Origin of the sequence: Streptomyces sp. SID12501 (assembly GCF_010550245.1) — a bacterium.
Classification (GTDB): Bacteria; Actinomycetota; Actinomycetes; order Streptomycetales; family Streptomycetaceae; genus Streptomyces.
The window spans coordinates 77774-103390 of sequence record NZ_JAAGLU010000040.1; the positions used below are offsets into that span (position 1 = coordinate 77774).

26 protein-coding genes are annotated in these 25617 nt (G+C 71.7%); 8 read left to right on the forward strand and 18 right to left on the reverse strand.

Translation table 11 applies throughout. The annotated features are described in order from the left end of the window. Positions 1-191: 191 nt before the first annotated feature. Both hemG and hemQ read left to right on the forward strand, forming a co-directional pair. On the forward strand, positions 192-1667 hold the full coding sequence (hemG, locus tag G3I71_RS36800; RefSeq protein WP_164321783.1) for a protoporphyrinogen oxidase: 1476 nt from the start codon (positions 192-194) through the stop codon (positions 1665-1667). A 4-nt stretch (positions 1668-1671) separates the two neighbouring features. Then, positions 1672-2403, forward strand: a complete 732-nt coding sequence (gene hemQ / locus G3I71_RS36805; RefSeq protein ID WP_164321785.1) for a hydrogen peroxide-dependent heme synthase — start codon at positions 1672-1674, stop codon at positions 2401-2403. 124 nt (positions 2404-2527) lie between these two features. Here the strand turns inward: hemQ and G3I71_RS36810 are convergent, their stop codons facing one another. The 7 genes from G3I71_RS36810 to G3I71_RS36840 form a co-directional block, all read right to left on the reverse strand. Further along, a complete protein-coding gene (locus G3I71_RS36810) occupies positions 2528-4156 on the reverse strand; it encodes an alpha/beta hydrolase (protein ID WP_164321786.1) in 1629 nt (542 codons plus the stop codon). 151 nt (positions 4157-4307) lie between these two features. Continuing rightward, entirely contained in the window at positions 4308-5096 is a 789-nt protein-coding gene (locus G3I71_RS36815) for a TIGR04222 domain-containing membrane protein (protein WP_164321788.1), read from the reverse strand. A 105-nt stretch (positions 5097-5201) separates the two neighbouring features. Beyond that, complete coding sequence (locus tag G3I71_RS36820; protein ID WP_164321790.1) at positions 5202-5987, reverse strand: DUF4142 domain-containing protein; 786 nt, start codon at positions 5985-5987, stop codon at positions 5202-5204. 315 nt (positions 5988-6302) lie between these two features. Next, on the reverse strand, positions 6303-7637 hold the full coding sequence (locus tag G3I71_RS36825; RefSeq protein WP_164321791.1) for a DUF692 domain-containing protein: 1335 nt from the start codon (positions 7635-7637) through the stop codon (positions 6303-6305). A 122-nt stretch (positions 7638-7759) separates the two neighbouring features. Next, the gene (locus tag G3I71_RS36830; RefSeq protein WP_164321793.1) at positions 7760-8554 is read right to left on the reverse strand and encodes a DUF4142 domain-containing protein; all 795 of its coding nucleotides are present in this window, start codon (positions 8552-8554) and stop codon (positions 7760-7762) included. A 119-nt stretch (positions 8555-8673) separates the two neighbouring features. Continuing rightward, the gene (locus tag G3I71_RS36835; protein ID WP_164321795.1) at positions 8674-9282 is read right to left on the reverse strand and encodes a DUF4142 domain-containing protein; all 609 of its coding nucleotides are present in this window, start codon (positions 9280-9282) and stop codon (positions 8674-8676) included. A gap of 85 nt (positions 9283-9367) precedes the next feature. After that, on the reverse strand, positions 9368-10108 hold the full coding sequence (locus G3I71_RS36840; RefSeq protein WP_164321797.1) for an aminoacyl-tRNA hydrolase: 741 nt from the start codon (positions 10106-10108) through the stop codon (positions 9368-9370). 57 nt (positions 10109-10165) lie between these two features. Between G3I71_RS36840 and G3I71_RS36845 the strand changes: the two genes are divergently transcribed. Both G3I71_RS36845 and G3I71_RS36850 read left to right on the forward strand, forming a co-directional pair. Then, positions 10166-11098, forward strand: coding sequence for an ATP-binding cassette domain-containing protein (locus G3I71_RS36845; protein ID WP_164321799.1), 933 nt, complete (start codon positions 10166-10168; stop codon positions 11096-11098). After that, a complete protein-coding gene (locus G3I71_RS36850) occupies positions 11095-11766 on the forward strand; it encodes an ABC transporter (protein WP_164321802.1) in 672 nt (223 codons plus the stop codon). Before G3I71_RS36845 ends, G3I71_RS36850 begins: the two co-directional genes overlap by 4 nt. Here the strand turns inward: G3I71_RS36850 and G3I71_RS36855 are convergent. The 9 genes from G3I71_RS36855 to zapE form a co-directional block, all read right to left on the reverse strand. Continuing rightward, positions 11758-11943 carry a hypothetical protein gene (locus tag G3I71_RS36855; protein WP_164321804.1) on the reverse strand — a complete coding sequence of 62 codons (186 nt, stop codon included), beginning with the start codon at positions 11941-11943 and terminating at the stop codon, positions 11758-11760. The genes G3I71_RS36850 and G3I71_RS36855 overlap by 9 nt on opposite strands. Before the next feature lie 18 nt (positions 11944-11961). Continuing rightward, positions 11962-12840 carry a polysaccharide deacetylase family protein gene (locus tag G3I71_RS36860; protein WP_164321806.1) on the reverse strand — a complete coding sequence of 293 codons (879 nt, stop codon included), beginning with the start codon at positions 12838-12840 and terminating at the stop codon, positions 11962-11964. A gap of 97 nt (positions 12841-12937) precedes the next feature. After that, entirely contained in the window at positions 12938-14383 is a 1446-nt protein-coding gene (locus tag G3I71_RS36865) for a serine/threonine-protein kinase (protein WP_164321808.1), read from the reverse strand. Between the two features lie 50 nt (positions 14384-14433). After that, positions 14434-15870 carry an alkaline phosphatase PhoX gene (locus G3I71_RS36870; protein ID WP_239149559.1) on the reverse strand — a complete coding sequence of 479 codons (1437 nt, stop codon included), beginning with the start codon at positions 15868-15870 and terminating at the stop codon, positions 14434-14436. Positions 15871-15960: 90 nt separating this feature from the next. Continuing rightward, a complete protein-coding gene (locus tag G3I71_RS36875) occupies positions 15961-16752 on the reverse strand; it encodes a slipin family protein (RefSeq protein ID WP_164321810.1) in 792 nt (263 codons plus the stop codon). Between the two features lie 123 nt (positions 16753-16875). Then, entirely contained in the window at positions 16876-18345 is a 1470-nt protein-coding gene (locus G3I71_RS36880) for a SulP family inorganic anion transporter (protein ID WP_164321812.1), read from the reverse strand. An 8-nt stretch (positions 18346-18353) separates the two neighbouring features. After that, complete coding sequence (locus tag G3I71_RS36885) at positions 18354-18950, reverse strand: carbonic anhydrase (protein ID WP_164321814.1); 597 nt, start codon at positions 18948-18950, stop codon at positions 18354-18356. 90 nt (positions 18951-19040) lie between these two features. Further along, a complete protein-coding gene (locus tag G3I71_RS36890; protein WP_343243174.1) occupies positions 19041-19412 on the reverse strand; it encodes a hypothetical protein in 372 nt (123 codons plus the stop codon). A gap of 227 nt (positions 19413-19639) precedes the next feature. Further along, a complete protein-coding gene (zapE, locus tag G3I71_RS36895; RefSeq protein WP_164321818.1) occupies positions 19640-20746 on the reverse strand; it encodes a cell division protein ZapE in 1107 nt (368 codons plus the stop codon). 37 nt (positions 20747-20783) lie between these two features. On the opposite strand from zapE, the gene G3I71_RS36900 reads away from it, so the two are divergent. From G3I71_RS36900 to msrB, 4 genes are all read left to right on the forward strand, one after another. After that, the gene (locus G3I71_RS36900) at positions 20784-21608 is read left to right on the forward strand and encodes a pyrimidine reductase family protein (RefSeq protein ID WP_164321820.1); all 825 of its coding nucleotides are present in this window, start codon (positions 20784-20786) and stop codon (positions 21606-21608) included. Positions 21609-21764: 156 nt separating this feature from the next. Then, a complete protein-coding gene (locus G3I71_RS36905; protein ID WP_164321822.1) occupies positions 21765-22238 on the forward strand; it encodes an indole-3-glycerol phosphate synthase in 474 nt (157 codons plus the stop codon). A gap of 161 nt (positions 22239-22399) precedes the next feature. Then, positions 22400-23788 (forward strand): UDP-N-acetylmuramate--L-alanine ligase, encoded by a 1389-nt coding sequence (gene murC / locus G3I71_RS36910; protein WP_164321824.1) that lies wholly within the window; start codon positions 22400-22402, stop codon positions 23786-23788. 69 nt (positions 23789-23857) lie between these two features. Then, positions 23858-24265 carry a peptide-methionine (R)-S-oxide reductase MsrB gene (gene msrB, locus G3I71_RS36915; protein WP_164321847.1) on the forward strand — a complete coding sequence of 136 codons (408 nt, stop codon included), beginning with the start codon at positions 23858-23860 and terminating at the stop codon, positions 24263-24265. 93 nt (positions 24266-24358) lie between these two features. On the opposite strand, the gene G3I71_RS36920 is transcribed toward msrB, so the two are convergent. After that, positions 24359-24763 carry a hypothetical protein gene (locus G3I71_RS36920; protein WP_164321826.1) on the reverse strand — a complete coding sequence of 135 codons (405 nt, stop codon included), beginning with the start codon at positions 24761-24763 and terminating at the stop codon, positions 24359-24361. Positions 24764-24815: 52 nt separating this feature from the next. Beyond that, positions 24816-25220, reverse strand: coding sequence for a hypothetical protein (locus G3I71_RS36925; protein WP_164321828.1), 405 nt, complete (start codon positions 25218-25220; stop codon positions 24816-24818). Between the last annotated feature and the right edge of the window lie 397 nt (positions 25221-25617).

Consider the following 25617-nt stretch of genomic DNA (forward strand, 5'->3'; position numbering starts at 1 on the left):
TTTGGAATTTTTGTACTGTTTGGAATGTCTTGCGATGTCGTGGTGCACGACTGACGCTCCTTCGACGCCTGAAGGGGCCGGGACGTTGGCCGGTTACGGTCCCGATGAGGTCACGGTCGGGACTCGTGCAGGACACCGGGGGCGAGGCGTGCGCCGACGGGAGTGTCAGTGGGGTCTGAGAGGCTGGTGGCATGAGCGCAGTGGAGGCCCGTGCGGGTGCCGGGCATGTCGTCGTCATCGGGGGCGGGATCGCGGGTCTGGCCGCCGCCCACCGGCTGCTGGACCGGGGTGTGAGAGTCACGGTCCTGGAGGCGTCGGAACGCGTCGGCGGCAAGCTGTTGCCCGGCGAGATCGCGGGCGCGCGGGTCGATCTCGGCGCCGAGTCGATGCTTGCGCGGAGGCCCGAAGCCGTCGCGCTGGCACGTGAGGTGGGCCTCGGCGACCTGCTCCGGCCGCCCGCCACCTCGACGGCCTCGATCTGGACCCGGGGCGCCCTGCGCCCCTTTCCCAAGGGGCACGTCATGGGCGTTCCCGGCAGCGCCTCGGTCCTGGCCGGTGTCCTGTCGGACGAGGGACTGGCCCGTATCGGGCGCGACGCCGACCTGCCGCGCACGGAGGTCGGGGACGACGTGGCGGTGGGGGAGTTCGTCGCCGCGCGCCTCGGCCGCGAGGTCGTCGACCGGCTGGTCGAGCCGCTGCTGGGCGGGGTGTACGCGGGCGACGCGTACCGCATCTCGATGCGCTCGGCCGTACCCCAGCTCTTCGAGGTGGCGAAGAAGCACGCGTCCCTGACGGAGGGCGTGCGCGGCATCCAGGCCCGGATGGCCGCTGCTCCCCAGCAGGGCGGTCCGGTCTTCATGGGCATCCAGGGAGGCGTGGGCCAACTGCCGCTCGCCGTCGCGGAGTCGGTGCGCGCGAGGGGCGGCGAGATCGTCACAGGGGCACCCGTGACCGAGCTTCGCCGGACGGCCAGGACGCCGGCGGCGTGGCGGGTCGTCGCCGGGGAGCGGGTGCTCGACGCCGACGGGGTCGTCGTCGCCGTACCGACCCCGGTGGCTGCCGGTCTGCTCCGCGCCGAGGCACCGGCCGCCGCCGCCGAACTCGCGGGCGTGGAGTACGCCTCGATGGCCCTGATCACCCTGGCCTACCGCTGCGCCGACGGCAGCCTCCCCGAGGGCAGCGGCTTCCTGGTGCCGCCCGTCGACGGACGCACCATCAAGGCGTCGACGTTCGCCTCCCAGAAGTGGGGCTGGATCGCCGACGAGAACCCGGACCTGCTCGTCCTGCGGACCTCCGTGGGGCGGTACGCGGAGACGGAGATCCTCCAGCGCCCCGACGCCGACCTGGTCGAGGTCTCACGCCACGACCTCAAGGAGGCGACCGGACTCACGGCGGCCCCCGTCGAGACCCGCGTCACCCGCTGGGACGACGGCCTGCCCCAGTACCCCGTCGGCCACCACGCGCGCGTGGACCGCATCCGCGAACACATCGCCAAGCTCCCGGGTCTCGCCGTGTGCGGCGCGGCGTACGACGGGGTCGGCATCCCGGCCTGCATCGCGAGCGCGTACGCGGCCGTCGACGCGCTCGGACCGCTTCGGCCCGTTCAGCCGCCGGAGCCGCTCGATGCCGACCCGGTGCGAAGCGCGCCCGGCGGAGCGGGAGAATAGGCGCATGAGTGACGACGCCCCCACCACCGACGCGGCCCGCATCCCGAACAAGGGCAAGCTGGCCAAGGACCTCAACGAGGCCATCCGCTACACCCTGTGGTCCGTCTTCAAGCTGAAGGACGTCCTGCCCGAGGACCGCACGGGCTACGCCGACGAGGTCCAGGAGCTCTTCGACCAGCTCGCCGCGAAGGACGTGACCGTCCGCGGCACGTACGACGTCTCGGGGCTGCGCGCCGACGCCGACCTGATGATCTGGTGGCACGCCGAGACCGCCGACCAGCTCCAGGAGGCGTACAACCTCTTCCGCCGCACCAGGCTGGGCCGCGCCCTGGAACCGGTGTGGTCGAACATGGCGCTGCACCGTCCCGCCGAGTTCAACCGCTCGCACATCCCCGCCTTCCTGGCCGACGAGACGCCCCGGAACTACATCAGCGTCTACCCGTTCGTGCGCTCGTACGACTGGTACCTGCTGCCCGACGAGGACCGTCGCCGGATGCTCGCCGACCACGGCAAGATGGCCCGCGGCTACCCGGACGTGCGCGCCAACACGGTCGCCTCGTTCTCCCTCGGCGACTACGAGTGGCTGCTGGCCTTCGAGGCCGACGAGCTGTACCGCATCGTCGACCTCATGCGCCACCTCCGCGCCTCCGAGGCCCGTATGCACGTCCGCGAAGAGGTCCCGTTCTACACCGGGCGCCGCAAGGCGGTTGCCGAACTGATCGAAGGGCTCGCCTGACCGGAGGCGGTGCTCTCCGGGCGGCCGGGGTGCCGGGGTTCGTCCCCCGGGAGATGCGGCACGGGCTGCCGTGAGGAGACCGGCGAGCTGATCGGCGGTCTCCTCACGGCGGCTCCCGGATGCTTCAGGCTGCCTTTCCCTTGCCGGAACGGCCGCCCGGGGCCGCGGGTCGCGGTTCGGCGTGCGGGGCGCAGTCCGCGCTCCGCCCCGGCAGGCGGCCCGTCAGCAGATACGCGTCCAGGTGGGCGTTGACGCACCGGTTCGGGCCGCCCGCGATGCCGTGCGTGCCCGCGCCCCGCTCGGTCACCAGGGCCGAGCCGGGCAGTCGGCGCCGCAGTTCGAGCGCGCCCGCGTACGGTGTCGCCGCGTCCCGCTCGGCCGCCAGGATCAGCACCGGTGGCAGCTCGCCCGGCCCGGTCCGCACGTCGAGGGGCGTCTGCCGGGGCGCCGGCCAGTAGGCGCACGGCAGGTTCATCCACGCGTTGTCCCAGGTCTCGAAGGGCGCCGTGCGCGCGAGCCGAGTGTTGTCCCGGTCCCAGACCCGCCAACTCGTCGGCCAGGGCGCGTCGTTGCACTCGACGGCCGTGTAGACCGCGTTGCCGTTCTCCGCCTCGACGGCCGCCTCCGTCACCGGCGCCGCCTGGTCGATCAGCGGCTGCGGATCACCCTTGAGGTAGGCGGCCAGGGCGTGGGCGCGGTGCGGCCAGTAGTCGTCGTAGTACCCGGCCTGCAGGAACGCGCCCTGCAACTGTCCCGGTCCCACCTTCCCGTCGGCCGGCTCGGCGGCGAGCCGGGCCGCCGCCCTGTCGTAACTCCGCCGCACCGCCTCCGGCGTGGCGCCGAGCCCGTACACGTCGTCGTGCCGGGCCACCCACGCCCGGAAGTCCGCCCAGCGGTTCTCGAACGCGGCCGACTGGTCGAGGTTGCTGCGGTACCAGATCCCGGCCGGGTCCGGGTTCACCACCGAGTCGAACACCATCCGCCGTACGTGCGAGGGGAACAGCGTCGCGTACAGCGCCCCGAAGTACGTGCCGTACGAGGCGCCCATGAACGTCAGCCGGTCCTCGCCGAGCGCGGCGCGCAGAACGTCCAGGTCACGGGCGTTGTTGAGGGAGTGGTAGTGGCGCAGCGCGTCGCCCGAGCGTTCGGCGCACCCGCGCGCGTACGCCTTCGCCTCGGCGATCCGCTCCCTCTTGTACGACTCCGAGGGATGCAGCGGTGCCGGTGTGGGTCCCTTGAAGAAGTGCTTCGGGTCCTTGCAGGACAGCGGCGCCGACCGGGCCACCCCGCGCGGGGCGTATCCGACCAGGTCGTACGCCCCTGCGATGCGCTTCCACTCCGGGATGACGCCGATCATCGGGAAGAACATGCCGGACGCGCCGGGGCCGCCCGGGTTGTAGACGAGGGCGCCCTGGCGCTCCACCTTGTGCTCGGGGTCGCGCGGGTCCTTGCCGGTCGCCTCCGTGCGGCTGACGGTGAGCTTGATCTGCTTGCCGTCGGGGTGCGCGTAGTCGAGCGGCACGGTGACGGTGCCGCAGCGCACACTGTCCGGCAGTTCCTCCGCCTCCGCGCACTTCCCGAAGCGGATACCGGCCGCCCCGGCGCGCGCGGCGGCCAGCACGGAACCCCGGAACTCGGCCGAGCCGGGACCTCCCGGTAGGCCGGACCGGCCCGGGGCGCTGTCCGCCGGGGCGGCGGCCAGAGTGGTCAGCAGCAAGGACCCGGCAGCAGAGTAGAGGGCGGCAGCTCGCATCGCGTATCCCTTCGGTGGCAACAGAAGGGATGTTTCGGGCGCCGGTCGGCGAAGGCAAGCACCGCCCGCCCGGTGTCGCCGCGAGCACTCCTATGCGCCCCCGCACACCCCCGGGGCGCCGGGGTGTCCGCCATGATCCGCCGGACCGGCCCTACGGCTCCCGGTGCGCGAAGGCGGCGCGCAGATCGGGCTCGTCGACCGCGCGGACCCCGAGTACGGCGACGGAGGTGAGGTACGTGCGTTCGTCGCCGGAGCTGTGGATGTCGGCGGTCCTGGTCCGGCGGGTCAGGGTGGTGAGCAGCCGTTGTCCGGCCGGTGACGCCCAGCGCGAGTACGGGTGGACCTCGATCCGCGCGATGGCGAGGCAGCTCAGGGTGAGGACGAGGGGGAGCGCGAACCAGAGGGCGACCAGGTCGCGCGGCACGGCACCCCGCCCCGGCATCAGCAGGGCCACCGCGCCCAGCACGACGACGGCCAGCGCGGCTGCCCGCGCCTGACGGACCGCGAACGCGATCCCGCGCCTGGTGCCCTCGGGCACGGCCAGGCCCGCCGCGACGAGCCGGTCCGCGAGCCTCCGTACGGCCTCCGTGCCGGCCGCGGCCGTCCGTACCGGAGCGATGCGCGACTGACCCTCCGGCCCGATGGCGCCTATCACCGACCGTTCCATCTCGTCGCGCCCGCTCGGGTCCACGACGGTCGCCCAGCCGGTGTGGGCGAGCAGCAGCCGCCGTTGGCGGGCCATCGACACCAGCGTGAGATCGGCGACCCGCGCCGGTCCGCCGGACAGGAACGCGGCCTCGTACAGCGTCAGGTCATGCCCGCGTCCGCCGGGGCCCGCGTCCGGATCGACGGCAGCCGCGTGCACGGCGGCCAGACACAGCCGGAGGCACGCCGTACCGGCGGCGATCCAGGCCAGCAGCAGGAGGAAGGACCAGAACATGCCGTTGTTCTATGCGAAGGGTGCCCGGAACGCCATGGGCTTTCAGGATATGGACGAGGTATGGCCGGTACGCGACGTATGCGCGGTGGCGGAATCCGGGCCTGTTCAGGGTGTCCGGGTGGGCTCCGCCGGCCTCGGCGGCGGGCTGGTCGCCGGAGGCGGCAGCGGATAGGTCGCGGCCGGCGAGGGTGTCACCGGCACGGCGGACACGGGGGCGGTCGTCGGGCCGGGCGGGGCCGGGGAGTTGGTGAGTGGCGGGGTGCTCGCGGCGGCCATGCCCTGGGCGAGGGCGTCGAAGTCGACGTACCCCGTGGCCTCCAGGACCTGGATGTGGTCGAGGACGGTCCTGTTCGCGTCGTCGGCGAGGGCACGGACCAGGGAGTTTCGGGTGCTCGCGCGGACCTGCGCGACGACGGAGAACACCTTGCCGTGCGCCATCCGCAGCAGGTTGGCGAACTCACGGTCGAAGTCCTCGCCGTGGGCCGCGTCCATGGTGCTGAGCCACCCGCGCTGCTGCTCGCTCGGCTGGTTGGGCAGTTCGAACCCGAGCCGCGAGGCCACGTCCCGGACCCGCCCGTCGAGGAACGTGTGCCCCTCGATCAGATGCCGGCCGGCGATCCGTACGGCCTCGGTGGTGCCGCGTTCCTGGGCCTGCTGGCCGGCGGGCAGTTCCCACAGCCCCGCCAGCCGGACCTTGGTGAGGAACTCGCGGTCGAGCGCCGACAGCGGGCCGAACCGTGTCGACACGGTCTGCGCGTTGAGCACGTCCACACCGGTCCCGGAACGGTCGGTGTACGACCAGACCGGGAAGACCAGTGCCACGAGGGTCGTCGCCAGACCGGCGACGATGAGCCCGGTGCCGCCGAGACCGGGACGGTGGATGAATCGCATGGTGCCTCCTGCTTGCGGCACCGCACGCTAATGCGCTTCGGGCACGGAGTTCGCATCGTACTGCGGGCCCTACGCCGGCTGCGGTACGAGAGGAGACGGCCCTGGTGGAGGGCGCGGACGCCGGATGAGGGAGCGCGAGTCCGGTGTATACCATGTGAAGTGCCAACAAACCGGACGGCGAAGTGTCGTGTAATGGGCGGCACTGTTAACCCCCGCACAGTTTGCGCGGGTTGAGGTGGAGGTGCCCGCCCGGCGGCGGCAGGTGGGACGGCGTACGCGGGGGGAGTGACGTTCGTCGCTCGGAGCCCCCGTGCGTCAGCGGCGCAGGAGTACCCGTCGGGTGGCGCGGGCCAGCCGGGCCGTGGGGCGCTGGGAGCGCGGGGCCGGACCCGAGCGGTCCAGCCACCATTCGCGCAGCCGCCGCCGGCTCTCCGCCTCCCCGGGCTGCCCGCCGAGCAGCAGGTGCGCGGCGAAGTCCAGCGCGTCGTGCCGGTAACCGTCGGACATCGGGTGCCCGTGCGCGTACGCGAGGAAGGCGGGCCGGTATGCGGTGCCGAGGATCTCCGGCAGCTCCGGCGCGACCTTCGCCACGACATCGGCCCGCTTCGCCCCGAGAGCCCGCGACTGCACCCCGAGCCGTACCCGGTCGAACCCCTCCGGCGCGGGCGTCCCCGCGACGAGCGCGGAGAGCAGCGCGGCCTGTGCGAGGGCGAGGCGCTGGCGGGCGGGGGCGGAGTCGGGTGGTGCCTGGTCGGCCTCGGTCATGGGTGCGGCTGTCGTCGCCTTCGCGGTGGCCGACTCCGAGGGCACAGCCGCCTTCAGTGCCCCGCGGATCGCGTCCAGCTCCCGCTCCAGCTCGCCCGCCTCGGGGAAGTTGTCGTCCCGCTCCAGCAGGACGCCGGGCGGGGTGACCCGGGAGGCGAGGTCCGTGAGGATGCCGAGGACCTGGGGCGGGACCGGGTGGGCGTGACTGTCGTGCCAGACGCCGTCCCGTTCGAAGCCGCCCGCGACATGGACGTACGCGATGGCCTCGACGGGCAGCTCGGCCAGGGCCTTCGCCGGGTCCTCGCCCCGGTTGACGTGGTTCGTGTACAGGTTGGCGACATCGATGAGGAGGCGTACGCCGGTCCGGTCGGCCAGTTCGTACAGGAACTGGCCCTCCGTGAGCTCCTCGCCGGGCCAGGCGAGGAGCGCGGCGATGTTCTCGACGGCGAGCGGCACCGGCAGTGCCGCCTGCGCGATGCGGACGTTCTCGCACAGCACGTCGAGCGCGTCCCGGGTGCGGGGCACGGGCAGCAGGTGCCCGGCCTCCAGCAGCGGGGACGCGGTCAGCGGACCGCCGGCCCGGACGAACGCGATGTGCTCGGTGACCAGGGGTGAGCCCAGCGCCTCGGCCCGCTCGGCGAGCGCGGTGAGCCGGTCCTCGGCGGGCCGGTCCGCGCCGCCGAGGCCCAGGGAGACACCATGCGGAACGACGGTCACGCCGCGCTCGCGCAGCCGCAGCAGCGACTCGGGAAGATGCCCCGGGCAGAGGTTTTCGGCCACGGCCTCGACCCAGTCGATTCCCGGCATGGCCTCCACGGCGTCCGCGATCTCCGGCCGCCACCCGATGCCCGTACCCAGCCGCTCCACTCGCTCCGGTCGCTTCATGGTCCGTCCCCTTCTCCGACCTTCTCGGTCCACGGAGTGATGGCCCGGGTTCCCGGGGTCGAACCTCTCCCGGGCGACTTTCAGAGCAACATTTGAGCTTGCGCCCGCCCGTTCCCGTCCGACTACTGGCCCTGGGCGATCTTGTTGGGGTCCGGGGCCTCCGGCCGGTTGGTGTTGATCGTGCCGGGTGCCCCCGGCGACGGCTTCGAGGACACCTGGGAGTTGCTCGGCTCCACCGCGGGCGCGATGGGCGGCACCACTCCGGGGGACGGCGGCGGCGGACCGGTCGGACTGGCGCTGGGCCCGGCGGCCTTCTCGGCGATCTTCTGGAAGTCGATCTGGCCGGTCTTCTCCAGGATCGTGATGTGGTCGAGCACCGTCTGGTTGGTGTCCGAGGCCAGCTGACGCACGAGCGTGTTGCGGCTGAGGTTCCGCACCGTCGCGACGACCGGGAGGATGTTGCCGTGTGCCTGTCGCAGGAGGTTCGCCCAGACCTTGTCGTAGTCCGCGGGCGAGGCCGCCGTCATCTGGTCCAGGAAGCCCTGCTGCTGTGCGTTCGGCTGGTTGGGGATCGGGACACCGAGCTGCTGGGAGATGCTCCGTGCCCGCTTGTCGAGGTCGGCGTGGCCCGTGATCAGGTGCTGGGCCGCCTCCCTGACGGCGGGATTGCTGGACTTCGTCATCGCCTGCTGTCCCGCGGGCATTTCCCACAGTCCGGCCAGCCGGACGCGCACGATGAGTTCGCGGTCCAAGGGGGTCAGCGGCCCCCACTGGGTGTTCACCGTGTCTCCGGTGATCGCGGCGGCCGTCGTGGCGTCGTTGCGATGCGGGTACGAGTAGAACACGGGGTACGCGACCGCGCCGATGGTGCCTGCGATGGCGAGGCCGACGAGGAACGAGCCGTTCATGCGGGGCAAGGGAGCCTCCCGGGGGAACCCAACTGGTCGTTGGGGACTGATACGTGGCTGGTGAGGGACGTACGTGAGAGGCGGTCAGGACACCGAGCGGGCCCGGGCCGCCGTCACGTGTACACGAGTCAGATCGTGCCGTTGGCGATGGCGTCGAAGTCGACCGCGCCGGTCTTCTCCAGCATCGTGATGTGGTCGAGCACGGTCTGGTTGGTGTCCGTCGCCAGTTGACGCACCAGCGAGTTCTGGGTCTGGTTACGGATCGTCGCGACGTCCGGGAAGATCGTCCCGTGTGCCTTCCGCAGGAGGCTCGACCAGACCCGGTCGAACTCCTTGCCCTGGGCGGCGTCCATCTGGGCCAGGAAGCCCTGCTGAGCCTCGTTCGGCTGGTTGGGCAGCTCGACGTTGAGCTGGGCGGCGACCTTCCGCACCCGCTCGTCCAGGTCGCTGTGGCCCACCAGCAGGTGGTCCGCCGCCGCCTTGACGGTGGCGCTGCTGGACTTCGCCATCGCCTTCTCCCCGGCGGGCGCTTCCCACAGCCCGGCCAGCCGGACGCGCACGATCAGGCTGCGGTCGGAGGCGGTCAGCGGCCCCCACTGGGTGTTCACCGTGCCGGCGGCCGTGTTCGACACGCCGGTGCCTGAGCGGTCGGCGTAGGACCACACCGGAAACGAGAGCGCGGCGATGGTCGTCGTCAGGGCCGCGATGACGAGGGCCGAGTGGTTGAAGCGCGGCAAAGGAGCCTCCGGGGGGAACCAACTGGTCGTTGGACAGGTGTTGCTTGGCCAGCGACAGAAAGTACGGGCGGCATCCCGGGGATGTTCAACGAAGATGTTTGAATCCTGTGCGACCCAGGGGGCGATGGTCCGCGACCACCGTCGCCGAACCGGGCGCGATCTCCGTGAAACCGGCATCCCGGACCAATGGGAGTCCGCCGGAGGTCAGTTCGCGCCAGTTGTCCGGCTCCGCCGTGCGGACGGTGAGCGGGAAGCCCGCGTCCCGCCAGAGCGCGCGAGCCTCGTCCGACAGCTCCCACCACGCCAGCTGGGCACCGTGTCCCGTCTGGGCCATCGCCTTGCCCGCCGACATGTCCAGCTCGGGGTTGAGCCAGAGGACGGGCACCGCCGGGTCGGGGCCGAGCGGCGGCTCCGGGTCCTCCAGGTCGGTGCCGGACACCTGGAGCCGGGCCAGGTCCTTGGGCCAGCCGTCCAGCGGAACGGGCGGGAAGACCCGTACCTCGGCCGACTTGCCGGTGACCGTGATGCCGGGCAGCGCCTCGGCCCGGCGCCACTCGGCACCCCGGGCCCGCCGCACGACCTTGCGGATCCGGGCGTCCTGCCAGTCCCGCATGACCTCGGCCCATTCCCCGTCCCCGGCCGACCGCTCGTCCCCGAGGATCACAAGAACGGCGCGGGCGGCGGTCTCCAACGCGTCCGTACGAGCGGGCGGCTCGGCCTTCTCGATCCGGGCGACGAGGGGGAGGACGAACTGGGGGGCCTCGTCACGAGGTGATCGTTCGGAGCGGAAAGGGCTGTCGCCGGGAACGGCCGGGTCATTGGTCACGTCCTTCAGTCTGCCAGGCGGAAGATCGGTTCTTCCGGGGGAGAGGGCGGGGGCGGCGTGCGACGTGAGCTTCGACTGGACGGTGTGGGCCGCCGCTACGGACTGCGCGGCCCCTGGGTCCTGCGGGGCGTGGACCTGGCCTTGGCGCCCGGCACCCTCACCCGCATCGAGGGCGCCAACGGCACCGGCAAGTCCACCCTCCTGCGCGTGCTCGCCGGCATCGACGCCCCCACGGAGGGCACCCTCACCGGCCGCCCGCGCACCGCGTACGTGCCCGAGCGCTTCCCGGCGGCGCTCCCCTTCACCGCGCACGGCTACCTCACGCATCTCGGCGCCGTGCACGGACTGTCCCGTACGGCCGCCGCCCGCGCCGCCGACGAGTGGCTGGAGCGGCTCGGCGCCGCCGCGTACGCCCGGACGCCCATGGCGGAGCTGTCGAAGGGCAGCAGCCAGAAGGTCGCGGTCGCGCAGGCACTGCTCGCCGACCCGGAGCTGCTCGTCCTCGACGAGGCGTGGACGGGCCTCGACACCGAGGCCCGGGGCGAGTTGGAGCGGGTCGGCGCCGAACTCACCGCGTCCGGCGCCTCGGTGGTGTTCGTCGATCATGACCCGGGCCGCCTGGCGGGGGCGTCCGACGCGACGTACACCGTGATCGACGGCGCCCTCAACCTCCTTACGGTACAAGCCGGTTCGCCGGAATCCGTCGGCCCGCACCTGGTCGTCGAGGCCCAGGGTCCGCCGGGCGCGCGGCCCCCGGCCGAGGCGCTGAGGTGGACGACGTCGAGCGCGGAGACCGCGACGCCGGGCGGCCACCGGCTCACCGTCCCCGGGACCCACTCGGACGTCGTCCTGCGCGCCCTGCTCACGGCCCGCCCGCCCTGGCACGTGGTGAGCGTGGAACCGGAAACGGCCGGAAACCCCGTCACGACCGGAACGCCCGGCGGCACCGCCGTACCCGCACCGCTCGCCACCGACGAGAGCCGCCGATGAACGCCCTCCTGCGCTACCAGGCAGCCCTGCTCATGCGTTCGCAGCGCTGGCTGCCGCCGTTCATCCTGTACGCGGTGTTCCTGGGCGTCGGGGTGCAGGGCGGGCAGCCGGTGCTCGACTCGCTCGGGTATGCCGCGGCGGCCGTCCTGCCGGTGGCCGCCTGGCTGGTGCGGATCTGCGCGGGCAACGAGCCGCCCGCCGCCCGCGCCGCCGTGGCCGCGGCCGTCGGCCCCGGACGGGCACACCTCGCCTGTCTGCTGGTGGCACTGGCCGCCGCGGCGGCGCTCGGTACGGCCGCGACCGTCGTGGTGACCCTGATCAGCGACCCGGCGAGCGCCGACCACCAGGTCCGGGTGGAGCCGCTCCCGGCCGGTGCCGCCGGGCTGCTCGCCGCCCTGGTGTGTGCCCTGCTCGGCACGGCCGTCGGTGCGCTCACGACCTGGCCGCTGCTGCGCTCGCCCGGCCGGGCGGTGCCCGCGATGATGCTCGGCGCGCTGCTGGCGATGGTGGTGACCGGCTCCCCGGCCAAGTCGGCGATCACGTCCCTGGTGACCGGCTCGCGATCGGGCATGATCCCGGTGCCGCTGCTGCCACTGGCCGCGGCAGCCCTGCTCACGGCGGCGGCGACCGCCGCGGCCTGCGCGCTCACCTCACGCCGCTCACCCTGAGCAGGCGTTGCGCTGAGCCTCCTGCCATTCGCAGACGGGGCAGAGCGTGATGCCCTTCTGCGACGCCGGGTACTCGGTCGGCTCCCGGCACAGCACGCACTCCGCGTACGGCGGTCCACCGGCTGCACTCTCGTGCGTGTGCGTGTGCGTGTGCGTGTTCTTGTGCTCGTCGCTCATGGCGTCAGCGTAAGCCGGTCACCGTCGTCCACCCGTGGCCCCGATCAGCTCGGACACCTTCACGAACCGGAAGCCGCGCCCGCGCAGCGCGGGCACGATCGCGCGGAGGGCCCGCTCGGTCGCCGGGGCGGCGCTGCGCGTGCAGTGCATGACGACGACCGACCCGGGCCGGACGCCGTCCAGCACCTCCCGCGCCACGGCATCGGCGTCCGTCGCGAAGGCGTCCCCGCTGACCACGTCCCACTGCACGGCGGTGACTCCGGCCGTGCTCAGGGCGCGCAGCGCCCGCCGGTCGTAACACCCGCCGGGGAAGCGGAAGTAGGGCATGGCGCGGGGCACCCCGGCGGCCCGGAAGGCGGTGAAGGCCCGCTCGACGTCGGCGCGCATCCGTTCCCCGGCAGCGGAGCCGGAGGCCGAGCCGGCGATGGTCGGCAGCCCGTAGCAGTCCTCGGTGAAGGCGTAGTGGCTGTACGAGTGGTTGGCGACCTCGAAGAGGGGGTCCCGTCCGATGGAGCGGGCCTGGGACGGGTACTCCTCGGCCCACCGGCCCGTCATGAACACGGTCGCCGGCACCTTCAGCGTCCGCAGCGAGGCGATCAGCCGGGGATTGTCGAACCGTTCACCTCGCGCCGCCCGGTCGCCCTGCCCGGCGGTCATGTCGGCGTCGAAGGTGAGGGCGACGGCCTTGTCCGGGGTGCGCGGGCCGTTCCGGAAGACGGGGGTCAGGCCGGCGGGCCCGGGGGCGAGGGTGGGCGGCCGGGAGGGGGCGGCGGACGGGAGCGCGGGAGGCTGCCGCTCGGTCCGTTGCGGGACCGGGGCGCTGCCGCAGGCGGCGAGGGTGGTGAGCGCGGCGCCCAGGACACAGCCGGTGGCGACTCGTCGTACGAAACTGATCATCGTGCGAAGGTAGAAATGCCCGGGTCGCTCGGTGGGTCGCCGCGAGGGCGAGCCGCGTGGATGTCACCCACCTGGCCGTGACCCCGCCGGACAGGCCCTAGCTTCGTGTGCAGCGCCCGGTGGGGTTGGCGGCGGGTGGGCGGCACTGGTCCGCGAAGTCGGCGGCGTCGTCGCTCAGGTAGCGGCCCAGGCAGGTGTCCGGTGTCGTCAGGCCGCGTTCGCCGCAGAAGGCCAGCGCGGCATGGCCGTCCGCGAACGGGCCGGGGGCGTAGATCACCCAGTAACCCGGGCGCAGGGACGCGTACTTGTCGCTGCGCACGAACACCGCCTCCGGCACCGAGTCCCTGATCCTGGCGAGCCGTGCGTCCCGGGCGGCGGTCCCGGAACCGACCGGCTCGGAGTGGAGCTGGGCGATCCAGCGGCCGGCCGCGGTGGGCGAGGCGGCCGATGGGCCGGGCGAGGTTCTCGTACCGGCCGACGGGCCCGAGTCGCCGTCCGAGTCGTTCCCGTCGAGGAGGCGCAGCGTGAGGAAGACGGCCGCGACCGCGACGCAGACCGCGAGTACGGCGGACACGGCGACCCGCTTACGGCGGTACGGCGAGGGCAGGGCCCCCTGTCCCGGCTTGCGCCGCTCCGCGTGCGCCGCCATGGGTGCGGAGTTCGGTGGTGTCCCCCCGGACTCCGCACCGTGACCCATGGGTTGGAGGGCCGTCAGCGTCCGCTGAACGGACCTCGCTGTCCCGCCCGCCACCACCTGCTCCAGCATCGCCGCCAGCCGGCCCGTGTCGGGACGTGCCGCCGGGTCCCGTTCGAGCAGAGCGTCGAGTACGGGGGTCAGCGGGCCGGAGCGGGACGGCGGCGGGACCTCCGACTCCAGGACCGCGGCCAGCGTCGCGAGCGAGGTCTCGCGGCGCAGGGGGCTCACGCCCTCCACGCACACGTACAGCACGACCCCCAGGGACCACAGGTCGGAGGCGGGGTCGTCGGAGGGGCCGCGGATGCGTTCCGGGGCGATGTACTCGGGGGATCCGACGAGTTCGCCGGTCATCGTCAGAGCCGTCGCGCCCTGGAGCGCCGCGATCCCGAAGTCGGTGAGGACCGCGCTCCCGTCCGGCCGCAGGAGGATGTTCGCCGGTTTCACGTCCCGGTGCTGGACGCCCGCCGCGTGCGCCGCGCGCAGCGCGTCCAGCACCTGGCTGCCGATCCGCGCCGCCTCCACCGGCGTCAGCGGGCCCGATTCCAGGCGCTTGTCGAGCGAGACGCCGGGCACCAGCTCCATGACGATCCAGGGATGCGGGTCGGCGTCGATGATCTGATGGACGGTGACCACATGCGGGTGGCTGAGCCGGGCGAGCGCCCGCGCCTCGCGCATCACCCGCTCCCGTACGGCATCGGTCGCCGCCGCGTCGGGCCGTACCGCCTTCAGCGCGACCTCACGGTGCAGCACGGAGTCGCGGGCCCGCCACACTGTGCCCATTCCGCCACTGCCGAGCCGCTCCAGCAGCTCGAACCGCCCGTCGACCAGGTCCCCCGATGCGTTCATGGCGGACAGGTTAGAGCCTGCCCGCCATGTCCTGGTTCAGGGGGCGCCCGTTACCGCTTCCACGGGCCCCGTACCGCGAATGTCGTCCCGGGTGTGTAGCAGTTGACGTACATCGTCCGGCCGTCCGGAGAGAAGGTGACGCCCGCGAACTCGCCCCACTCGGGGGTTTCCGGGGTGCCGATGTCCTGTGCGTTTCGGGCCATCGCGTACACCTCGCCCCGGCGCGTCACGCCGTACACGTGCTGGGCGCCGTTCCCGTCCTCGCACACCATCAGGCCGCCGCTCGGGGCGAGACAGATGTTGTCCGGTGACTCGCCGGGCAGCTGGACGTCCGTGTCCGGGCCGAACACGATGACCAGGGTGAGGCGGCGCGCGGTGGGGTCGTAGCGCCAGATCTGGCCGAAGTGGGTCGCCGCCGAGCCGTCGCTCGCGTGGGCGAACGACGACACGAAGTACACGCTCCGCCCACCCCAGTAGCAGCCCTCCAGCTTCTGCGCGTGCGTGATGCCCTTCGGCCCGAAGTCCTGGAGCCGGACGGGGGTTTGAGCGGCCAGCGGGTCCGGTACGTCCACCCACTCGACGCCGTCGAAGGTGGCACCCGGTTCCTGGATCGAGGAGAGGTCGGGTACGCCCGGCACGCGCATCGCCTGGAGCCGCCCGCCCGCGCGCAGTGAACCCACTCCGCCCAGCGGCCTCTTGGGCAGGAAGCGGTAGAAGAGGCCGAAGGGTTTGAGGAAGGCGTCCTCGGTCTCGTAGACGATGCCGTTCTTCGGGTCGACGGCGATCGCCTCGTGCTGGAAGCGGCCCATCGCGGTGAGCGGGACGGCGCCGGTGCGGTGCGGGTCGGCCCCGTCGACCTCGAAGATGAAGCCGTGGTCCTTGGTGTAGCCGTTGGTGCCGGCCTTGTCCTCGGTCTCCTCGCAGGTCAGCCAGGTGCCCCAAGGCGTGGGCCCGCCCGCGCAGTTGACGGCAGTACCGGCGATGGTGACCCGTTCCGTGAGGACGTCGCCGTCCCGGTCGAGGGTGAGCGACGTACAGCCGCCCTTGCCCATCGGGTCATAGGTGAGGCCCCTGACCGTCGGGACCGGGATTTTGGCGGTGACCCGGTTCTCGTGGTTGCGGACCAGGTGGACGCGGCCGTGTCGGCCCGCGAAGGCCGCCATACCGTCGTGGTTGGAGGGGACAGGGCCCTCGCCGGAGGGGAGGGGGTCGCCCTCACGGGACAGGACCCGGTAGCGGAAACCTTTCGGCAGGTCGAGCAGGCCCTTCGGGTCGGGGATCAGAGGGCCGTAGCCGGAGTGACCCGGCTCCTGGGCGGCGGCGGTACCGGCGAAGAGTTCGGAGAGGGCTCCGGTGAAGGCGATACCGGCCCCCAGGGCGCCGGTGCGCGCGAGGACCTGGCGTCGGGATGCGGAGGTGTCGTCAACTGCCCTGGGGTGAGCGTCTGCTGAGGGGCCGTCGAGTTCGGGCGTGCCGAATGCGGACATGGGGGCAACCTTCCTGTTGGCGGACAGGACTGTGACCTTGCCGTGTGTATCACGCCGTACGGGCCTCGGGAACCATGCGCGGAGCGCGCCTCATCCGGGTGACCCGCCTGGCGGCGGCTGCTGAACCTGCGCCCGTTCCAGGAAGCGGAGCAGCTCCACCGGGAAGGGCAGGACGAGCGTGGAGTTCTTCTCCGCCGCGACCGCCACCACCGTCTGGAGCAGGCGGAGTTGGAGTGCGGCGGGCTGCTCGGACATCACCGCGGCGGCCTCCGCGAGCTTCTTCGAGGCCTGCAGTTCGGCGTCCGCGTTGATGATGCGGGCCCGGCGTTCACGGTCGGCCTCGGCCTGGCGGGCCATCGAGCGCTTCATCGTGTCCGGCAGGGAGACGTCCTTGATCTCGACCCGGTCGATCTGCACACCCCAGCCGATCGCCGGGCTGTCGATCATCAGCTCCAGCCCCTGGTTGAGCTGCTCCCGGTTGGACAGGAGGTCGTCCAGGTCGCTCTTGCCGATGATCGAGCGCAGCGAGGTCTGCGCCATCTGCGAGACCGCGAACCGGTAGTCCTCGACCTGGATGATCGCGTTCGCCGCGTCGACCACCTTGAAGTAGACGACCGCGTCCACGCGCACGGTCACGTTGTCCCGGGTGATGCCCTCCTGGGCCGGGATCGGCAGCGTGACGATCTGCATGTTGACCTTGCACAGCCGGTCCACGAACGGGACGATCAGCGTGAAACCCGGCAGCCGTGCGTCTCCGGCGAGGCGGCCGAGCCGGAAGACGACCCCGCGTTCGTACTGCTTGACGACCCGTGCCGCCGCCCCGACGTAGACGAGCCCGGCGGCCCCGGTGGCGATGCCCGCGGTCAGTAGTTCCTGAAGCATGACGACGACCTCTCGCAGCCGTCCCGTACGTGCCGATCGGCACCCTTAACAAACGATATGCCCGGTCCGGGGCTCGGGTCGAGCCCCGGACCGGGCGGCCTCGCAAGGCGAGAGCCGCGGAGGTTACGGCGCGGTCGTCATCATCTTCACGGGTTCCGTCCCGTCCGCGCTGTGCCGCTCCGCCCAGCTCTCCAGGGCCGTGCGGCAGGCGTGGTCCAGATGGTGCAGGCCCGACAGGTCCAGCTCTATCGGCCGGTCCTGGGGCAGCGCCTCCAAACTGTCGAGGATCTTCGGCAGCCGCAGGAAGGTCGCGTTGCCCGACAGATACGCCTGGACGGGCCCGGCGCCCTTGTCGACGACCTCCAGCTTGATGTGCGAGGCCTCCCAGGCGGTCTTGCCCACCGACAGGGCGAGACCGATCAGCACTCCCTCGAACATGTTCACGGACACGATCGCCAGGGCCGTGACCACCAGGATCAGCGCCTCGCCCCGGTGCTCGCGCCAGAGCGAGACGACCCCGCGCACCGGAATGAGCTTCCAGCCGGCGTGGACGAGGATGCCCGCCAGCGCGGGCAGCGGGATGAGCGCCAGCGCGCCGGGCAACAGCGCCGCGAACAGCAGCAGCCATACGCCGTGCAGCACCCGGGACGCCTTCGTCCGCGCCCCCGCCTGGACGTTCGCCGAGCTGCGCACGATCACCGCGGTCATCGGCAGCGCGCCCAGCAGCCCGCACACGGTGTTACCGGCGCCCTGCGCCATCAGCTCCTTGTCGTACCGGGTTCGCGGCCCGTCGTGCAGCCGGTCCACGGCGGCGGCGCTGAACAGGCTCTCGGCGGACGCGATCAGCGTGAACGCCACGACCGTACCGATCACGCTCAGGCTCGCCAGTTCGCCGAAGGAGCCGAGCCCGGGCAGCTGGACGGCGTCCAGCAGGCCCTTCACCTCGACGGTCGCCACCGGCAGACTGAAAACGAGGGTGACGACGGTCGCCAGGACCACCGCGGCGAGCGCGCCCGGCACCGCCCGCACCTTCCTGGGCAGCCGCTGCCACAGCACGATCACGGCGACCGTGCCCGCGCCGACCGCCAGCGAGGCCATCGCGTCGGTGCTCCCCACGGCCTTCGCGGCGGCCTCGGGCAGCCCGGTGATCTTGTCGAGCCCGGCGGCCGGCGCCTTCAGCCCGGCCGCCGCGTACAGCTGACCGGCGATGATCACGAGCCCGATTCCGGCCAGCATGCCCTCGACGACGGACACCGATATGGCCCGGAACCAGCGCCCCAGCTTCAGGGCGCCCATGGCGAGTTGGAGCAGACCGGCGGCGAGCACGATCACCCCGAGCGCGGGCAGCCCGTGTTCCCGTACGGCTTCGAAGACCAGGACGGTGAGGCCGGCGGCGGGCCCCGACACCTGGAGGCTGCTGCCCGGCAGAAATCCGGTGACGATGCCGCCCACGATGCCCGTGATCAGGCCGAGTTCGGCAGGCACACCGGAGGCGACCGCGACGCCCACGCACAGCGGCAGGGCGACCAGGAAGACGACGAGCGAGGCGGCGAAGTCCTGCCGCAGATGGGGGACCTTGGTACGTATGGACATGGCGGCCCTCACAGCGCTTCGAACGCGTCGGTGGCGGCGCGGTGTTCGCGTACGGACCCGGTGTGCACCTCGTAGTACCAGCCGCGCAACCGCAGTCGGCCCTCCGCCAGGCGTTGCTCCACGCACGGATAGGAGCGCAGCCGCAGCAGCTGTGCCAGGACGTGGTTCTGGACGGCGGAGGCGACCGTCGGGTCACCGGTGTCGGACGGGTTCGTGGCTGTGGCCGAGGGGGCGTCGGCGGCGTGCGCGAGCCAGTCGCGTACGGCGGGTACGGCGGTGAGGTCGTCGCCGCGCACCAGGGCGCCGACGGCACCGCAGTGCGAGTGGCCGCAGACGACGATGTCGCCGACGCCGAGGACCTCCACGGCGTACTCGATGGTGGCGGCCTCACCGGTGGGGCGGGCGGAGGCGTACGGGGGGACGATGTTGCCCGCGGTGCGCAGCTCGAAGAGCTCACCCGGCCTGGCACCCGTGATCAGGGCCGGGACGACCCTGGAATCGGAGCAGGTGATGAACAGGACCTGGGGGGACTGGCCTTCGGCGAGCTTGGCGAACTCCTCCGGGCGCGAGCCGAAGGTGCGGGCGTTCTCGATGAGGGGCTGCATGTGGTGACTCCTCCTGGCGCGCCTCGACGGCGCGTCGGACGTACATGACAGTCGGACGTGATGACAGAACGTGGGGGGACGTCCCTGCTGTCAGCAGCGGAACACCTGGAGCGCGGCTGGGGTGTGCGCGGTCAGTGATCTGGGCGCCTGACGGCGGGCCGTGACGCGTGTTTCCGGTTCGTGCGGAGCCGTGGGGTCCACCGTGAGGAGCGGTCGCTCGGGCACCTGGGGACCCGAATCGGCGAGGCGATGCCGGTCCCGGGTGCGCAGAGGCAGGCTCGGGTCGTGATGACGGCCGCCGTCACCACAGGTGACGTACTCGTCGCGCTGGTCCGCCGCCCTGGGTTTGTTTCTGGGCTCGGTCTTGGCCTCGGCATGACGGGCTGTGTGCGCGGATGCGAAGGACGCGGTGGGAGCGAAGAGTTGGAGGGCCAGTAGAGCGGCGGCGAGGAGAGAAAACACGGTCCGGGACGTTGCACCTCGGAACATGCGCCCCCTCCAGGCAGTTCGCGATCTCTTGTACGCGTCAATGATTGGTCAACGGCGGGTCAAGAGGCACGTTAACCCTGCGAAGTTGTTTGCTGGGTTAACTTAGCGTTTCAGGCTGAAGAGAGCCTGAAAAGCGCGGGTGGGATGACGCGAACTGATCGTTGACCCGCGGTGGTTCACATGGTCCGCGGGGCAGGACCTCAGGAGGGTTCCACGAGGCCCCTGGCGTCGCGGGCCAGCGCGGTCAGGCGGGAGATCGCGCGGAAGTACTTCTTGCGGTAGCCGCCGTTCAGCATCTCCTCGCTGAACAACTGGTCGAAGGGCAGGCCGGAGGCGAGCACCGGCACCTCGCGGTCGTACAGCCGGTCGGCGAGCACGACGAGCCGCAGCGCCGTCGACTGGTCCGGAACCGGCCGCACATCGGTGAGGCACACGGCCTTCAGGCCGTCGGTGAGGGCGCCGTACCGGCTGGGGTGCACACGGGCGAGGTGGTCGAGGAGCTGCGGGAAGCCGTCGAGCGACGTGCCCTCGGTGGCGTACGCCGCCTTGGTCACCTGCTCCTCGGAGTACGGCGCCGGGGCCTGGGGAAGCCCCCGGTGGCGGTAGTCCTCGCCGTCGATGCGCAGCGCGCGGAAGTGGGCGGACAGACCCTGGATCTCGCGCAGGAAGTCGGCCGACGCGAACCGGCCCTCACCGAGCTTGCCCGGCAGGGTGTTCGAGGTGGCGGCGAGCGCGACGCCCGCGTCGACGAGCTTGCCGAGCAGGGTCGAGACGAGGACGGTGTCGCCCGGGTCGTCCAGCTCGAACTCGTCGATGCAGAGCAGCCGGTGGCCGGACAGGGTCTGGACGGTCTTCTGGAAGCCGAGGGCGCCGACCAGGTTCGTCAGCTCCACGAAGGTGCCGAACGCCTTGAGCGCGGGCTCGGCCGGGGTGGCGTGCCAGAGGGAGGCGAGGAGGTGGGTCTTGCCGACGCCGTAACCGCCGTCGAGGTAGACGCCACGGGGACCGGCCGGCACCTTGGACGCCCTGACCTTCCCGAACCCGAAGAAGCCCCGTCGGCCGCCTCCCACGGCGTGCGCCCCGCCGAGCCCGCCCGCGAAGCCGTCGAGGACGCGCACGGCCTCGGTCTGGCTGGGCTGGTTCGGGTCCGGGATGTACGTGTCGAAGCGCACCGAGTCGAACCGGGGCGGCGGCACCATCTCGGCGACCAGCCGGTCCGCGGGGACGTGCGGCTCACGGACGCACAGGGACAGCGGGGCCGTGTCGGCTATCGGACCGAATCCGGGCGAGGCGGGGATGGTAGGCACGGTTCACCATGCTAAGGGCCGTGCCAGACTGCCAGGCATGCGACGCCTGTTCCCTGTGACCGAAGAGACAGTGGCCGAGGCTCCGGGAGGGGCCGTGGATGCCGGTGGTCCGCCCGGTGCCGGGGCGGGCGACCGTGAGTGGAGCCTGGAGGAGCTGGCCGCCGCCTACGCCTACCCCGAGCGGGCGAACGGGCGCCGGGAAACCTGGCTGCGCGCCAACATGGTGTCCACGCTCGACGGCGCCGCCCAGCACGACGGACGTTCCCAGCCCATCTCGTCCGCCTCCGACATGCGCATCTTCGGCACCCTGAGGCAACTGGCGGACGTGGTCCTCGTCGGTGCGGAAACGGTACGCCAGGAGGGGTACCGCCCGGTACGCGCGCGTGCGGAGTTCGCCGCGGCCCGGCAGGCGGCCGGACAGACGAAGGCGGCGGCGGTCGCGATCGTCAGCGCGAGCCTGGAGCTGGACTACTCGCTCCCGCTGTTCACCTCGCCCCTGGTCCCCACCTTGATCCTCACGGGCGCCGCCGCGGCCCCCGACCGGGTCGCGGCAGCGGAGAAGGCGGGCGCCCAGGTCGTCGTCGCCGGTGACGGCATGGGCGTGGACCCGGCACGCGCCGTACAGGCCCTCGCCGGCCTCGGGCACACCCGGCTGCTGGCCGAGGGCGGGCCGCGGCTGCTGGGGCAACTGGTGGCGGCCGACGTTCTCGACGAGCTGTGTCTGACGATCTCCCCGATGCTCGCTGTGGGGGACGCCCAGCGGATCTCGGGCGGGCCCTCGGTGCCGGTTCCCCGTCACTTCGAACTGGTGTCCTTGCTGGAGGAGGCCGGCTTCCTGTTCAGCCGCTATCACCGCTCCTGACACTCGGGGTCCCGCTCGTCCCGACACGATCCGGAACCTGTCGTTCCGTTTGTCTTTCGCTGGGCACACTAAATTTCGCAGTCCCCGTGCGATCACGGGGCAGGATGGTTTCAGCAGGGGCCTACGAACGGCCCACGGAGGAGAAGGGCGCCTGTCGTGTTCACAAGCGTACTGATGATCGAGAAGGCCCTGACGTCCGCCGACGTGGAGTTCGTCACCACCTTGCACGGCGACGAGGACGTGGCCTTCCACGTGCTGCTCCAGCCCCGGGGCGACCAGGCCGACCGGCTGTTGCGGGCCATCGACGACATCGCCCTGGGCGAGCTCGACGAGGCGGCGCACGAGCGGGACACCCCGGAGGGGGAGGACGCGGCGGCGCTGGGGGAGCGGGCGCTCGAGGTGTCGCTGGCGGCGCTGCAGGTGGCTGGGCATGAGGCGGAGGGGCGGATCGTCGAGGACCATCCGCTCGATGCGTTGCGGGGGCTGGTGGACGAGATCGAGGCGGACGAGGTCATCGTGCTGACCGATCCCCACTACGTGGAGGAGTTCTTCCACCGGGACTGGGCTTCTCGGGCCCGGCACAAGGTGGGGGTGCCGGTTCTGAAGCTGTTCTCGCACAGCAAGGCGTGACGCCGTAGGGGCTGGGCTGGCGGCTGCGGGTCCGCTGTGGCTGGTCGCGCAGTTCCCCGCGCCCCTAGGCCGATGAGCTGAGCGTCGGCCATAAGGTGCCCCCTTCGCAGGGAATAGGCTGGGGGCTCGTCTTCTGTACCGGATCTTGGGGAGAACAGCACATGGCACCCGGCCTTCCTAGCGCCATGGACCGACCGCACTTCATCGGCATTGGCGGCGCCGGGATGTCGGGGATCGCGAAGATCCTGGCGCAGCGCGGGGCGGTGGTGGCCGGCAGCGATGCCAAGGAGTCCGAGACCGCCGCGGCACTGCGGGCGTTGGGCGCGACCGTGCACATCGGGCACGCGGCCGGACATCTCGCCGACGACGCCACCTGCGTCGTGGTCTCCTCCGCGATCCGCGCGGACAACCCGGAGCTGGCCCGGGCGGCGGAGCTGGGGATTCCGGTGGTCCACCGTTCGGACGCGCTCGCCCGGCTGATGGACGGCCTGCGGCCGATCGCGGTCGCGGGCACGCACGGCAAGACGACCACGACGTCGATGCTGGCGGTGTCGCTGAGCGAGCTCGGGCTGAACCCCTCGTACGCGATCGGCGGCGACCTGGACGCGCCCGGCTCGAACGCCCTGCACGGCGGCGGCGAGATCTTCGTGGCCGAGGCGGACGAATCGGACCGCAGCTTCCACAAGTACGCGCCCGAGGTCGCGATCGTCCTCAACGTCGAACTCGACCACCACGCCAACTACGCCTCCATGGACGAGATCTACGAGTCCTTCGAGACGTTCGTCGGCCGGATCGTGCCCGGCGGGACGCTGGTGGTCTCCGCCGACCAGGAAGGCGCCCGCGAGCTGACGCGGCGCCTGCCGGACTCCGTGCGAGTGGTGACGTACGGGGAGTCGGCGGACGCGGACGTGCGGGTGCTGTCCGTCGTACCGCAGGGGCTGAAGAGCGAGGTCACCGTCCTGCTGGGCGGCGAGGAGCTCACCTTCACGGTGTCGGTTCCCGGCCGGCACTACGCGCACAACGCGGTGGCCGCGCTGGCCGCGGGCGTCGCGCTGGGCGTGCCCGCCGACGAGCTGGCCCCCGCCCTGGCGGCGTACACGGGGGTGAAGCGGCGGCTCCAGCTGAAGGGCGAGGCGGCGGGCGTCCAGGTCATCGACTCGTACGCGCACCACCCGACCGAGATGACGGCGGACCTGGAGGCGATGCGGGCGGCGGTCGGCGATGCGCGCATCCTGGTGGTCTTCCAGCCGCACCTCTTCTCCCGTACCCAGGAGCTGGGCAGGGAGATGGGCGAGTCGCTGGCGCTCGCGGACGCGTCGGTCGTCCTCGACATCTACCCGGCCCGCGAGGACCCGGTCCCCGGCGTCACCAGCGCGCTGATCATCGACGCCGCGCGGGCCGCGGGCGCCGATGTGACGGCCGTGTCCGACAAGGAAGAGGTGCCCGGGACCGTCGCGGGAATGGCGAAGCCCGGTGATCTCGTTCTCACCATGGGCGCGGGTGATGTCACGGACCTGGGCCCGCGGATCCTGGACCGTCTGGCACGGTGACGTTCGCGGTTCCGCAGTGCCTTCACGGTGACTTTCGCGGTGACTTTTCGCAGTAAGGGGCTGAGCTTCATGTCGTACGACGTCGAAAAGCCGGACGAGCAGTGGCGCGCGGAGCTGACGCCGGCCGAGTACACGGTCCTGCGTCAGGCCGGCACGGAACCCGCCTTCGTGGGTGAGTACACGGGCACCAGGACGAAGGGCGTCTACTCCTGCCGGGCCTGTGACGCCGAACTCTTCACCTCGGACACGAAGTTCGAGTCGCACTGCGGCTGGCCGTCCTTCTTCGACCCGAAGGACACCGACGCGGTGGAGCTGATCTCGGACCGCACGCTCGGCATGGTGCGGACCGAGGTGCGGTGCGCCCGGTGCGGATCGCACCTCGGGCACGTGTTCGAGGGGGAGGGCTATGCGACCCCGACCGACCAGCGGTACTGCATCAACAGCATCTCGTTGCGGCTGACGCCCGGCGAGGGCTGAGGATCGGTAAGCGTTACTGAGTGAACGGGGCCCTGCCGGTGTACGGCAGGGCCCCGTTCGTGTTTCCTCACGGCCGTGGCACCGTGACGGCCGTCACGACGTGCAGACGTCCTTCAGACGGTCGGCGGCTGCGTCGATCTTGCTGGAGTCCGGGCTCGTGTCGCCGTTCAGGATCGACTTGTTGTAGTCGTCTATCGCCTTGTCCAGATCGTCGACCGCCTTGTCGACCTTCTTGTCGTCCGTCTCTTTGTTGATCTTGTCGAGGTTCTTGTCGATGGTGTCGATGGAGTCGTCGGTCTTCGACGGGTCCTTCACCGCGTCCCAGCCGGCCTCGTGGATCGCCTTGATGCTGTCCGAGATCGAGTCGGCGTTGCTCAGGCAGCCGAGGGAGTTGTCGAGGTCCTCGCAGCCGGTCAGGAGTCCGGCGGTCAGGGTGACGGCGGCGACGGCGGTGGCGATGGTGGCGGTACGACGGCCACGACGGCGGATCGAGGGCATGGAAAGGGTCCCTTCACTTCATGGGTTGATGAGGATTTCGGTGCTCGGGCGGTCAGGCCCAGGGCTGCTGCTCCACGAGTGCGGGAGCCGTCCGCTCCTTGCGGCTCGAGACGAGGCCGCCCGCCGCGCCCAGGGAGACCAGGCCCATACCGACGGCGGTCGCGATCCCCTTCACGCCGTCCATCGTGAAGTAGCAGAACGCGGCCACACCGCCGTTGAACAGGAACAGGAACCAGAGCGTGGAGGGCTTCGACAGGAAGGCCTTGATCTTCGGCTTCCTGGCGATGCGTGAGCCCGCCAGCAGTGAGACGGCGATGCCGGCGTAGGTGGCCACGTCCTTCTCCGTGCCGTCGAGGAAGGCGCCGGACGCGGTGCTCGCGGTGAGGCCGCCCAGGAAGAACGACCACAGCAGCAGATTGGTGATGAACGACTTCACGGCGGCGAGCAGCGTCTTCACGGACATTCCTTCGGCGGGGGCGGATGGGTCGTGATCTCTGCCGACCACGATCCCGTCGCTCGAGCGCCGCCACGAGGGACCCTTCTCCCGAATGCCTGGTGTAGCCCGCTACACCATCCGCCGCGCCGCACGTTCGTACCGTCGCGCTTCTCCGTGGTGGGCCGGCCGAGCGCGCCCGAAGATTTCATTGACCGGTCGGTACAGAATACGTAGCATGCAGGTGGCAGGCCGTCGACGAGGACTGGCGCCAGGAAGCGGAGTGACCATGACGACGAAGCGTTGGAAGCAGCGTCCGCCGGGCTCGACCTGGGGCGACTGGGGCGAGGACGACGAGCTGGGCCGGATCAACCTGCTCACCCGGGAGAAGGTCCTCCAAGGTGTGCGCGAGGTCGAGCAC